The following is a 12832-nucleotide window of genomic DNA, read 5'->3' on the forward strand; positions in this document are numbered from 1 at the left end:
ACCGTTAGGCTGTATGGCAGCGTGTATATTGTTGTATTGAATCTCTTGTTGATCAAGCTTTGACCTTCTTCCCGTCGTGGAATGGACAGGTCAGAGCTTTTTTTGTGCCGTTTTTTTAGAATAGCAATGGTAGCGAGGGGCATGATCGTAGAATAGCAATCATCAGGAGGCGCAGCATGAAATCATTTTTTGAGTTCGAACAACGAGGGACGACGTACCGGAAAGAGATCATGGCAGGTGTGACAACTTTTTTGGCCATGGCTTACATTTTGGTTGTCAATCCACTCATTCTAAGTGATGCGGGGATGGATAGGGATGCTGTATTTACAGCGACCGCATTGACTGCCATTTTCGGTTCATTGCTAATGGGTGTGTTGTCAAACTATCCGATAGGCGTTGCTTCCAGCATGGGGTTGAACTCGTTTTTTACGTATTCTGTCGTGATTGGTATGGGCATTCCATGGCAAACGGCGTTAACAGGTGTACTCGTATCGAGTGTACTGTTTATCATTTTAAGTGTAATCAAAATTCGCGAAAAAATAATTAACGTCATTCCTGAAGATTTGAAATATGCAATTGCGAGCGGGATCGGATTTTTTGTTGCATTTATGGGATTAAAAAATGCAGGCATCATCGTAAGCAGTGAGGCCACTTATGTAACACTTGGCGATTTAGGCTCACCATCCACTTTGTTGGCCTTGTTCGGCTTTATCGTTATGGTGGTTCTGCTTGTGCGCAACGTGCACGGAGGCATTTTCTACGGAATGGTCATTGCAACCGTTGTCGGCATGATGTTCGGCATTATTGATATGCCTCAGCAAATTGTAGGATCTATCCCGAGCTTGGCACCGACGTTCGGCGTGGCATTCAATCAGTTGTCAGCGACATTTACACCTGAACTGTTAGTGGTAATCTTTACGTTCTTATTTGTAGGTTTTTTCGACACAGCGGGAACGTTGATTGCGATTTCGACGCAAGCAGGATTTATGAAAAACAACCAAATTCCAAAGGCAGGTCAAGCGCTTGTTGCGGATTCAACAGCTTCGTTATTTGGCGCTGTAGTAGGAACAACGACGACGGCTTCATGTATCGAATCGTCAGCAGGGATTGCAGCTGGAGGACGTACTGGATTTACATCAGTTGTTGTGGCAGGGTTATTCACCTTAGCGTTGTTCTTCTCGCCACTGTTGTCAGTCGTTACTACAGAAGTTACCGCACCAGCCCTTATTCTTGTAGGCGCGATGATGGCTTCGCAAGCCCGCTTCATTAAATGGGAGAAGCTAGATGTTGTGATTCCAGCATTTATTACGATTGTGGCAATGCCCCTCACATTTGGAGTAGCGACAGGTATCGCTCTTGGTTTCATTTTATATACGGTTATTAAAGTAGCGAAAGGTGAGTTCCGTGAGGTGCATCCGATTATGTATGTGCTGACGATTATGTTTATCGCTTATATTGGCTATGTAGCATAGAAGCTGCTCCATTCATCGAAAAAAGATGGGTGGGGCAGTTTTTTTGTTTTTGTTCATTATCTATGCTAGCGAAGGGTGAGGATTGAAAGAGTAAGTTTCCAAGTTTATACTTAAAAAAGAGACTGGTAGAATATTCTTTTATGAGGGTGCAATCGTTTGACGGAGTTTTGGTATGGAAAGGGAGAGCGTCATGAACTTATCAAGCAGTCCAGATCCTCAAGAGCGGGTTAAAGCTCTGCGCATCAAAAACAATGTTAGATTGAGCATTTTTTTCTTCATTATGTTTCTTATCTTTTCAATTCTCATTGTTCGACTCGCTGTCTTACAGTTTATAGAAGGTCCTGAATTAAGCAAAGCCGCTGTTCAGATAGGCACAAAATCGCTCGACCTTGTCTCGATACGTGGAACGATTTATGACGCTGCTGGAAAAGAGATTGCTTATTCGATGCCGACTCAGTCCTTGTATTTTCGAATGGAGAAAACGTATAAGTCAGAGAAAGATAAAGAAGTAATGGAGTTAGCCGAAAAAATTAAGACAGCTTTCGATAAGAGCGGCATTCAGCAAAGTAAACCGATGCAAGTGAAGGAAATCATTTATGCGATGGATGTTGAGGGCAAGCGAACATTAGGTATCTACCCCCGGCAATTAAAAACCAATTTGTCTAAGCAAGAGACAGCTTATTTTATGGAACATAGAAATGAATTCCCGATGCTGGAAGTGGTAGAAGAAAACATAAGGCAGTATGATACGACTCCAGTCGCTCCTCAACTTGTAGGGCATATGAAGAAATATAAGGGTATTTCCAATAATCTGAAGCGCTATCCTTATTATGAAAAGCTGGCTGTAGAAGAGGGAACGAAAAATAGTTATTTGGCCAGTGAAGAGGTTGGGGTTGCTGGACTAGAATATATGTATGAGTGGGCATTGAAAGGAAAGAATGGGGCACGAGAATATCCGGTCGATGCTCAAAATCGGATTATCGGTGCAGGGAAAATGACGAAGCCTGCGCGCGGACATAACATTCATATGACGATTCATCCTGAAATCCAGAAGCATACGCAGAAAGTTATGATTGATCATTTGAAAAAAATTCGGAATTCGTCCAATAGGTACGAGTATGCACCTAATGCGATTACGGCTTATGCCGTAGCGATGGAAGTGGAAACGGGCAATATTGTTGCTATGGCGAACCATCCTCAGTATGATCCGAATATTTATCAGGATGGGTTAAGTGAAGAAGAGTTTAAACAGTTGGGATCTAATAATTTAAATGGCACAGTACGTGAGGTTGCTCAAGACTATGGGGACAAGAAGGAGAATTGGCGCCATCCTTCCTCCCTCTTATATTTGGGATCGACGATGAAGCCCTTAACGATTCTTATAGGGCTTAAGGAAGGGCTTATTTATCCAAATACTACTTATCCTGATACAGGAGTAACTTATATTGGACGTCAAGGCAGGCAAACCCCGATTCATAATGCAAGCAGAAAAGCTAATGGTGTCGTAGATACGCGAGAAGCTTTAACGAAATCCTCCAATACATTCATGATTGAGAAGGTTGGAGATCCGCTGTATAAGAGATATGGCAAAGAAAAAGGTCTTAAAATATGGGATGACTATATGAAAGCATTTGGATTAGGGCAGACAACAGGAAGCGGTTTCCCTGGAGAGTCGCCTGGCATCAGCGATTATATGCAGGAAGGGCAGTCTGGTCAATCATCATTGGCCTTTGCTTCCTTCGGCCAGCAAGGTAAATATACAGCATTGCAGCTCGCTCAGTATACGGCGACGTTGGCGAATCGCGGCAAGCGGGTAAAGCCGCAGTTCGTATCTCATATAACAGATGCAAATGATAAAGTAGTCAAGCGATACGGTAGAGAAGTGCTTAGCACGATTGAATTTGACGAAGCGCATTGGGACGTTATTGAGGATGCTATGTTGGCTGTAAGCGCACAAGGATTCCAAGACGCACCTTATACGGTAGCGAGAAAGACGGGAACATCTGAGCAGGACGTATACGGTGGCAAGCGTGTAGAAAATGCAGTGTTTATTGCTTATGCGCCTATAGATAAGCCAAAGCTGGCGGTTGCAGTCGTCGTTCCAGAGGGCGGGTATGGTAGTTACGGTGCTGCCCCGATAGCAAGACAAATTTTTGATGCGTATCATAACGTATATGGATTGAATAAATAAAATAGGATGATAGATGAATAGAAGCCACAGAGGCAGGAGAATCCTGCTCTTCTGTGGCTTACAGAGAGTGCGAGTATTGTTGGTAAATCACTTAACGCTCATCCACTTGAGGCTATTATCTGCGTTTACGTCTGTAGCCACAACATGGATTTGGATTGCAACCAGTTCCGATACCGCCAACACCAGGTCCAGGGTAGCCACCATTTGGGAAACCGCCATTAGGGAATCCTGGTCCTGGAGGCAATGTTGCACCGCCTACTGTCGTTTCGTTGTACGTCCAGATGTGTTTAGGAATTGGCACAGTGTGAACCTTATTAATAATTTCTACTGGATGGATAACAGGAACGACTTGTGGCTGGTAACAGTTATTAATTTGTTTGATAGGTGGACATACGATAGGCTTTACTTGCGGGTAACAATCATGGCGAGAAGACATACCAACAACTCCTTTTCGGTGATGATATACTATATGGATGATGCTTGTGGAAGGGTTGTTCATTTGCCCCGATAGCTGCAAAGGTTTTGAAAAATAGGAAATACACCCTGAAATAGTGAAAAAATTCACTACAAACTTGATTCTCGACTATAGATTCAGTATGATGGTGAATAATATTCACTGGCAAAAGGTGGGATTATATTGTTCTCCATCAGACAAGGGTCGAACACGTTAATCATTGTTCTTCATGAAATATATGGCCTCAATCGGCATATGGAGCATGTATGCAAACAATGGCATGATTCTGGGACAGATGTGATTTGTCTCAATCTTTTAAATCGTGAACCATTCGAAGCAGATAAGGAACAAGAAGCTTACCAATACTTTATGCAAAATGTCGGCTTTGAACGTCCAGTAGATGAAGTGCTTAAAGTGGTTTCGAGCATGCGACATGATTACAATCGAATCTGTTTAGTCGGATATAGTGTAGGAGCGACGATCGCATGGCGATGCAGCGCCAGAGGAAATATTGATCGTGTTATTGCGTACTATGGATCACGTATTCGAGATTACTTGGATAGTGTTCCATTATGCCCTTCTCTTCTTATATATGGTCAGCAAGAATCTTTATTTGATGTGCCGACGTTGTTAGATAAATTGCAGCAGCATCCTACTGTGCAAGTGTATGCGCCTGAAGGCAGCCATGGATTTGCGAATCCGCATGCAGTAACTTACAACCGAAGATCTGCAGAATTAGCATGGGAACAATCGGAACGCTTTATGAATCAAGGACAGATTGGATAGACGGGCTAGCCAAAACGATGCAAATCGGTGTATATTGTGCATGTACGCCTGTCGTAGAGGCTGGAGATTGTGTGGTTCAACTGGAGGGATTCGACATGCAGCGATGGAAAAGCGATTGGACAAACGATGATTCTATATATCATTTTACAGGCTGGGATTTCAGCACATTAGCAAAATACGGGGGAATGCAGGAATTTCCTCTGCCTTGGAATTATGCCCATATCGTGATGCCTCGGGTACGGCAAGTAGACAGTTTGCTGGATATGGGGACAGGGGGCGGGGAGTTCCTTAGCAAATGTACACCTCTTCCAGCAAGTACATATGCAACAGAAGGTTATGCACCTAACGTTGAGGTGGCAAGAGAGTTGTTGGGACCGCTTGGGGTAAACGTTGTTCCGTTTAGTGCCGACGAACATATTCCGCTTCCTTCTGAGCACTTTCAGATGATTATAAACCGTCATGATTCATTCGACGCTTCTGAAGTTGCACGAATGCTAAAGAAGGGCGGAACATTTGTTACACAGCAGGCTGGTGGGCACAATGATTTGGAATTTAATGATTGGCTCGGAGCACCATACCCGGACTTTATCGATTGGAACTTGGATACGGCTGTAAACAATTTGAAGCAAGCAGGATTAACGATTGAAGAAGCAATAGAAGTTGAGGTCAAAACGAGATTTTATGATATTCGCACGATAATTGCTTATCTTCAGGTTGTATCAGGTTGGCAAATACCTGACTTCTCTGTCATTACATATGAAAAGGAACTGCGCAAACTTGACGAGCGCCTAGTTGAGGAACGTTATGTAGATACAACTTGCCATCGTTTTCTTCTTATTGCTAGCAAACCATAATTAGCTGTGAGTTAGCATACAAGACAAGCTTATGCTATTAGGAATGTGGATATCGTAGTGTCTATGCAGCACTCATACAGCGTCTTAATAGGAATGTATGTAGATTAACCTAATTCAAATGGGTATTGCAACAAGATCGAGTGAGAGGGGATAGTTGCTCCTTCACTCGATCTTGTTGTTTATTCACCTATCACATAGATTAGGGATAACTAGTGGAAACAGTCCTTAATTGAATGGTTAACAATTACAAAGTGCTAGCATATATTTTATGGAGGGCGAAACGTCCACAATGGAGCATTTGGGCGCTCATTTCGTTGGTATTAACTAGCGTGTCTGGGCGGATGTCTATCTCCTACTGGGGGATTCGCGGTGAGTTTGATTTGTTGTGGTGGCTCCCGAATCTTTTCTTATAGAAATACCCGTTGTTCTTTGTGCGAAGCGTAGCTTTGTGTCATTGATTGGAAATAAAACCCTCTTGCGACTATAATAGTTATACATGGTCTAGAGGAGGAAGATTCAGTGAAGAAATGGTTGATCATTGCTGTTATGGCTTTTGTGTTAGTAGGATGCTCAAAGGGCAACGATCATGTGGCAGCTTCACCTTTAGCGTTCAGTATTTCTGACACAACATTGGAAATGGGGAATAATAAAGTCGGCTGGTTCTTTAATAGGCCTGTGAAGTATTTCTATAACAAAGTGATGAAGGTAGTAGCTACTCATGAACGAACGGATCATTCTGTTGTCCTGTTAGATAACCATGGAATGGTGTATCACAGTCCGGATAACACGGTTAACAAAACAGTCGTACCTTCTATGTTGAACTTACCAGATACAGGACGATGGAAGTTGGATTTGTATGTAGATGATATTTCATATGGTCATATCATGGTTGATGTGGAGCAGCATGAAGGAAAGACGCTTCCAGTTGCTCAACTCATTTGGATAGATCGGTTTAAATAATGGACTCGTTCATACAATGGGTTGCTGTTCTTGGTTGTGTATGCAGCAGGAATGGCTTTTTTCCATGTCATGCTAAGAAACTTTTGAGCACAATGTGCGTAGTGATTGACAGTGTATAGGGCATTCTTATAAGCTCTTATTCGTTGGGTATGACAATAGCTTTTGAAATTCGACAGCATCTGTATAATAATAGAAGGTGAGCAGCTAGTGACCTAGTTGAACATACACAAATAGAGACAACCTTCCCGATACGATAATGATATAGAAAGTAGAGGAGAACGATGCAGAATCAATGGATAGCCGATCGTTATGAACTAAATGGAGAAATCATGCAATCTGATGATGGGATCTGGTATCGCGCGTTAGATACTTCACTTAACCGTGAAGTGTTTCTTTTGCTAATTCGCCCAGAAGCTAGAGCTTATTCAGAGGCATTTCCGCAATTATTTAGCGAAGTAGGACATGTTAGCAATGAATCTTTCCTTCAAATATTAAATGCAGGCACAAATGAAGAGCAGCGTTATGTTGTATTCCATGCTCGCAAAGGAATGCCGATGTACCAATACGCGGAACGCCATGCAGTTAAGCTGCAAACAACGCTGCGCTGGGTACAAACAGCAGGTGAGCTGTTGCTTCAAGGTGAGCGCTCTGGAATGCCTTCTTTCTCGGTAAGCTTTGATAATCTTTGGATTACGGATAACGATGAGATACTTGTTATGAATTATTGGAAAGAGGCTGTAGGGAGTCGTACAGGATCGATTGGTATGTCTCAGCTGCTTTATCAGCTCTCTACGCTTCATGCATTAGCACCACGTCAGTATGATATATATGCTAGTCGTGTTCAATCCATATTGAAGCATGAGCTTCCAGCTCAACGTGAAGCTGTGTTGGCACTTACGAAGCGTGTATATGAAAGTGATGTTCCAGTAAGGGAGTATGTACATACGCTCGAAGAGATTCGTGAACGTCCACATTCATTTGTGAAACCAGCAGCTCCTATTATGGAAGTACGTGAAGAGGTGCGGGAGGAGCGCCAGGTGCATGCGGAACCGACTGTAGCACCTCCGACAGTACCATCTGCGCCGCCTGCGCAGCTAAGTCGTACGAATCCGAATGCGGAACCGAAGGTGGAGCAGCGCAGCAACAATTCGGCTGTTGAGTCGCACAATAAGGTGAAGGCAGAAGATTATGCGTTATCACCTGAAGAACGTTCAGAATTTGACCGTAAAGAATCCCGCAACGACCGCTTCAAGGTTGGTATTATGATAGCAGGAATTGCTCTGTTCTTTACTTTGCTTGTAGGGGCAGTTGTATGGGCGAAGTCTCTAACGAATGACGATACTGTGGCAACAACGCCAACTACCGAACAGCAGCAAGAAACAACTGAACCAGGTAGCGAAGAAACGGCACAGCCGGATAATTCTTCCAATATGAATGAAACTAATGATTCAACGGATACACAAGAACAAGATACGAATACTTCGGATGTAAATAATGGTGGGACGACTGTACCGTCGGAGGAGCCAGAAACTGTTCCTACAACTACACCTGAAACCAATAATCAGGAGCAGCCTGTAGCACCGGATGTGAATCAGAATGAGCAGCCGAGCACAGGAACGGATAACGGAATGGTTCAGCCAGATCCTACAAATCCTACAGTTCCTGTAGATCCGAACAATCCTGGTGGCAATATTGTACCTCCTACAGGCGAGAATGTGACTCCTCTGGATCCGAATCGTCCAAAGCCAGAATTGCCAGCTGAGGGCACAGCACCAAATTTAGTCGGATTGACGCTGGAAGAGGCTGAACAGCTTACTAAGAATGCTGGACTCAAATATTCCTTCCTCAAAGAGAATCATGAAGGCGGTGAACCAAACACTATCTTCAAGCAGGAGCCAGAAGCGGGTGCTGCAGTGAAAAAAGGGGACCGTATTACGTTCTACGTTGTCCGCCAGGCTAATTAATCATATATGCTGGATGGACTTAATCTTGATGCGTTTACCGTATGGCTGCAGTCACTAGGTACATGGGCGATTGCAGCCAGCTTGATCTTAAATATTGTTATTAGTGTAGCAGGAGTAATCCCGAGCATATGGTTAACTGGAGCCAATGTAATTGCCTTCGGCCCTGAGCTCGGATTTGCCGTCTCTTTGATTGGTGAGACATTGGGTGCAGTTTCAGCACTCATTTTGTATCGTAGGGGATTATCCAATATACCCGCGATAAAACAGCAGCGCTGGGCTTGGTTGCAGCGGCTTCATCAATATGGGAGAGTGACGAGGGCTTGCCTAGTACTTGTTGCTCGATTCATTCCTTTGGTACCATCAGGTGTGGTCAATGCCATTGCAGCACTGTCAACGATGAGTATGTTAGACTTTACGTTAATGACGATTATAGGCAAAGCACCTTCGATATGGATAGAAGGCGTATTGGGCAAGGCAATGTACTCAAATAGCACGATATTTCATATAGCTCTGATTATGGTTGTTATTGCGTTGATCGTTGGATGGATACGACGTAAACCCTCTTAGTTCATAAGAAGAGATAGCACCGTTACGACCCAGTTAATGGGGTACTAACGGTGCTATTTTAGTCTGGAAATAAAAAAGCCAACAACTACGATCGCGAGGCCTGCCCATGTTTTCCATGTCGGTACCTCATGCATAAACCAGTACCCTAGTGCAATGCAAACAACGATCTCAATGCCTTTTGATGCAGTTAAGACGAAGGTCAGTTGGCCAATTGCTTTATATCCGAATTTAATCCCATAACCGATTGCTAAGCTTGCCAGCCAAAACAAGGGGAGGACAATAAGCTGATATTTGACAGTAGGCCATAAGGCAGGATCAATATGTTTCGTTTGATAAGCGAATATCGCATTTACGATAAATAGTCCTGCCAATAAGCTGCTTAGGCTGTAAATATAGAGCATGCAGACAACACTTCCTTTAATTTTGCAAATTCGTTGTCTGCATAGTTTCCCTAAGGAAACAAAGTGTTATTCAAGCAACTTATCAGTGCCGCCCTTAAGGTTAGGGAAGAAGGCGAGGGAATGTGATCGTAAACGTTGTGCCTATGCTTTCTTGACTCTGGACATCAATGGTAGCTTGATGCATATCAACGAGTTTAGCTGCGATGGCTAATCCTAAGCCGCTGCCACCGTATTGTCTTGAACGTGACTTCTCAACTCGATAGAAGCGCTCAAATACATAAGATAGCTCGTCTGCTGGGATGCCTTGTCCTGTATCGGTGATGGTTAGATAAATTTGGTCCGTTCTCGTTGTAACTCGAATCGATACATTTCCTGCCTTCGTATATCGAATGGCATTGTCCAATAGATTCAACATGATTTGTTCCAAGCGGACGGGGTCTCCCCAAATGTATGGATGGGGTTCAGCAGAGAACATTTGCAATTGAAGGCCTTTTTGCTCCGCTTTATGCTGAACTTTTAACAGGGAGCTTTGGCAAATGACATTCATGTCGACTTGCTCAGGTAATATGCTGAGCTGACCTTCTTCCATTTTCGTAAGATCAAATAAATCTTGAATGATACGATTAAGACGCTTGGCTTCATCTGCAATGATGCTGATATACTGCTGCTTTTCTTCCTCTGTCTCATACCATCCTTGTCGAATGACTTGCGCATAGCCTTCTAAATACGTTACAGGAGTCTTCAGCTCATGAGATATGTTAGCGATGAATTCGTTGCGTGAATCACGATATCTTTTAAGTTCTTCTGCCATATGGTTGATTGCATCTGCTAAACTGCCTACCTCATCGTCAGAATGCACCTCTACACGCGTCTCTAGTTGTCCCTCAGCGATTGCACGAGTAGCATCGGCCATTTGTCGCATCGGTCTGGATATGCGTCTAGAAAGCCAATAGATGATGCCTGCCGCCGCTGTCATAATAGCAAGAACGGCTAGATATAAAATTTGCCGATGACTTTGAAGCAATTCTTCTGTATCTGTAAGTGAATTCAACATAACGATACTACCTTGAAGGCTGCCGTGAGTGATCATAGGCACACCAGTTAGCGTGTAGCTCGCTCCATCAATTGTAATATTTTTTTCAAGCTGGTTTCCGGCTTGTAATGTCCGTACATATTCGTCTGTTAAAAATATTGGATTGATTTCTTTATGGTGATTAGACGTAGCTGTCACTTTTCCTTGGCTATCGAGCACGAATAAGGTTACACGTGTGAAATCTGCCATCGTTTCAATGGCATCCATTTTTAGCGCTGTATCGTTGTTAATCATACTGACGAAGTGGAGCGCAAGCTCGTTCATTTCTTTATGCTTCTGTTGAAACGTATGCGATACGACTAAACGATCCATCAGCCAAGCTGTGGGTAGGAAGAGCAGTAGAAATACAGACATAATCGACAATCCAATTTTCAAATCAATTCTACTTCTCATAAGCAGTACCTTTGGCATTGAAGCGATATCCAATACCCCATACGGTTTGAATTGGATTGTAGCCTAACTGGGCTTGTTCCATTTTCATTCTTACATTTTTTACATGCGTATCTACGGAACGATTATCTCCATCATAGTCCAACCCCCATAAATGCTCGATCATCGTCTCTCGATCATAGACTCTTTGCGGGTGAGTAGCTAGAAGATGCAGGACATCGTATTCTTTCGGTGTCAGCTCCAAATGCAAGCCATTTGCGACCACTTCACGGCTCTCCTCGTAAATGATGAGATGAGGAAAATGCAAAGCTTTATGATGTACCTCCTGAGCTGATAATTGGAAATGTGAGCGCCGAAGCAGGGCAGTTATTCGAGCTATCAGTTCATCAGGCTCGAAAGGCTTAGCTAAATAATCGTCAGCACCAATGGATAGCCCGTTAATCATATCTTTCTTATCTGAACGAGCAGTAAGCATGATGACTGGTATGCTCATCGTCTGGCGTATGCGTTGAACGACTTCCCAGCCATCTATGCCTGGCATCATAATATCTAATATAACTAAATCAAATGACTGTTCTTTAAGCATTGCTAACGCTTCTTCTCCATCATGGCTTTCTTCAGTAAGATAGCCATGCCGTTTAAGGTGAATGCGCAGTAAGTTACGCATATTTGCCTCATCATCGACGATGAGGACTCGACAGGTTTGGGAAGGGGAGATCATTAATTATTTCCTCCTAAAATTCAGCAAAAGCATTATTCTCATTTATTATATAATTGTGCATGTTGAAAACCAATCTTTCAAACTAAAGCATTATTATTTATCATGGGTGTGTTATCCATTATGATAGAAGAGGAACATATGTGAATGGGAAGGAGGAGAGGTGGATGGCTGTGCTAGAATTTTTGCTGCTCATCTTTGAATTTCTAATGTTGATGTTAACTTGGGAGTTCTGGGTTGTCATAGGTATTTTAGGGTTAATCGTAGGGAGCATACTATTTCCGCCAATCGGTGGTATCGCTATCCTAGTAGTTTGTTTAGTAATTGCACTGATTGTATACTTGTTAGGAGAATTTTTAAATGAGCAAATCGCTAAGCTGGAAGCTAAGAGAAGAGAACGACGGAATCAAAAAAGAATAGCGAAGCAACAAACAAAAGAACGACGTGCAAATTGGCGTAAAGAGCTTTGGATAAAAATCAAAGATAGGATTGGTCTATGATTCCTATTAAATAAAAAAGTACGGAAAATACATATACGTATACATAAAAAGCACTTCTCCAGAAGAACTTACGTGAAGGTAATGGAACGTCTGCGTTCGAAAGAGAGTGCTTTTTTGTATGCAATTATAAATGAAAAGAACCCCATCAAGGGAGCTTGAAAGCATCCACTTGATGGGGTTCTTGATCAATAGTCTACCAGTCCCAAAGCAACGTCCACATGGAACCAAAGATAGTAATCACACTGACAACAACAGCGTAAAGAATATTCGAAATTACCGTATTCTTATCTTCTTTAGATTCATTCACGTGCATGAACATGAACAACTGCACAGTGGCTTGAATGATAGCTGTAGAAACAAGAATCGTCATGCCCATTGCATAAGACATATCTGTATACACGACAAGCAAAGCGACTAACGTCAAAACGAGGGAAAAAATGAATCCCATCACGTGACCGATAGGGAACAGTCGTTTCATCATG

The 12832-nt window shown here is 42.9% G+C and carries 14 protein-coding genes; 9 read left to right on the plus strand and 5 right to left on the minus strand.

The genetic code is table 11. From position 1 onward, the window contains the following. Positions 1-176 precede the first annotated feature (176 nt). The gene (locus tag NQ117_RS17725) at positions 177-1472 is read left to right on the plus strand and encodes an NCS2 family permease (RefSeq protein WP_258279333.1); all 1296 of its coding nucleotides are present in this window, start codon (positions 177-179) and stop codon (positions 1470-1472) included. 190 nt (positions 1473-1662) lie between these two features. Then, positions 1663-3663 carry a peptidoglycan D,D-transpeptidase FtsI family protein gene (locus NQ117_RS17730; protein ID WP_258279334.1) on the plus strand — a complete coding sequence of 667 codons (2001 nt, stop codon included), beginning with the start codon at positions 1663-1665 and terminating at the stop codon, positions 3661-3663. Positions 3664-3778: 115 nt separating this feature from the next. On the opposite strand, the gene NQ117_RS17735 is transcribed toward NQ117_RS17730, so the two are convergent. Then, positions 3779-4099 carry a hypothetical protein gene (locus NQ117_RS17735; RefSeq protein ID WP_258279335.1) on the minus strand — a complete coding sequence of 107 codons (321 nt, stop codon included), beginning with the start codon at positions 4097-4099 and terminating at the stop codon, positions 3779-3781. Positions 4100-4300: 201 nt separating this feature from the next. Between NQ117_RS17735 and NQ117_RS17740 the strand changes: the two genes are divergently transcribed. The 6 genes from NQ117_RS17740 to NQ117_RS17765 all read left to right on the plus strand — a co-directional run bounded on the left by NQ117_RS17740 (position 4301) and on the right by NQ117_RS17765 (position 9248). After that, positions 4301-4903: a dienelactone hydrolase family protein gene (locus NQ117_RS17740; protein ID WP_258279336.1), complete on the plus strand. Its 603-nt coding sequence runs from the start codon at positions 4301-4303 to the stop codon at positions 4901-4903. Beyond that, positions 4858-5757: a class I SAM-dependent methyltransferase gene (locus tag NQ117_RS17745; RefSeq protein WP_258279337.1), complete on the plus strand. Its 900-nt coding sequence runs from the start codon at positions 4858-4860 to the stop codon at positions 5755-5757. The genes NQ117_RS17740 and NQ117_RS17745 overlap by 46 nt, the downstream gene beginning before the upstream one ends. Before the next feature lie 233 nt (positions 5758-5990). After that, a complete protein-coding gene (locus NQ117_RS17750; RefSeq protein ID WP_258279338.1) occupies positions 5991-6170 on the plus strand; it encodes a YvaD family protein in 180 nt (59 codons plus the stop codon). Positions 6171-6276: 106 nt separating this feature from the next. Next, on the plus strand, positions 6277-6717 hold the full coding sequence (locus NQ117_RS17755; protein WP_258279339.1) for a hypothetical protein: 441 nt from the start codon (positions 6277-6279) through the stop codon (positions 6715-6717). 281 nt (positions 6718-6998) lie between these two features. After that, on the plus strand, positions 6999-8681 hold the full coding sequence (locus tag NQ117_RS17760) for a PASTA domain-containing protein (protein WP_258279340.1): 1683 nt from the start codon (positions 6999-7001) through the stop codon (positions 8679-8681). Positions 8682-8687: 6 nt separating this feature from the next. Further along, positions 8688-9248: a TVP38/TMEM64 family protein gene (locus tag NQ117_RS17765; protein ID WP_258279341.1), complete on the plus strand. Its 561-nt coding sequence runs from the start codon at positions 8688-8690 to the stop codon at positions 9246-9248. A gap of 53 nt (positions 9249-9301) precedes the next feature. Here NQ117_RS17765 and NQ117_RS17770 read toward each other — a convergent pair whose 3' ends face one another. From NQ117_RS17770 to NQ117_RS17780, 3 genes are all read right to left on the minus strand, one after another. After that, positions 9302-9649, minus strand: a complete 348-nt coding sequence (locus NQ117_RS17770) for a hypothetical protein (protein WP_258279342.1) — start codon at positions 9647-9649, stop codon at positions 9302-9304. Positions 9650-9749: 100 nt separating this feature from the next. Further along, positions 9750-11153, minus strand: coding sequence for a sensor histidine kinase (locus tag NQ117_RS17775; RefSeq protein WP_258279343.1), 1404 nt, complete (start codon positions 11151-11153; stop codon positions 9750-9752). Beyond that, positions 11125-11853, minus strand: coding sequence for a response regulator transcription factor (locus NQ117_RS17780; RefSeq protein WP_258279344.1), 729 nt, complete (start codon positions 11851-11853; stop codon positions 11125-11127). The genes NQ117_RS17775 and NQ117_RS17780 overlap by 29 nt, the downstream gene beginning before the upstream one ends. A gap of 164 nt (positions 11854-12017) precedes the next feature. Between NQ117_RS17780 and NQ117_RS17785 the strand changes: the two genes are divergently transcribed. After that, positions 12018-12350: a hypothetical protein gene (locus NQ117_RS17785; protein WP_258279345.1), complete on the plus strand. Its 333-nt coding sequence runs from the start codon at positions 12018-12020 to the stop codon at positions 12348-12350. Between the two features lie 193 nt (positions 12351-12543). Here NQ117_RS17785 and qoxD read toward each other — a convergent pair whose 3' ends face one another. Then, positions 12544-12828, minus strand: a complete 285-nt coding sequence (qoxD, locus tag NQ117_RS17790; RefSeq protein WP_258279452.1) for a cytochrome aa3 quinol oxidase subunit IV — start codon at positions 12826-12828, stop codon at positions 12544-12546. Positions 12829-12832: the final 4 nt, after the last annotated feature.

The sequence above is a fragment of the Paenibacillus sp. SC116 genome (assembly GCF_024733555.1).
Classification (GTDB): Bacteria; Bacillota; Bacilli; order Paenibacillales; family Paenibacillaceae; genus Paenibacillus_B.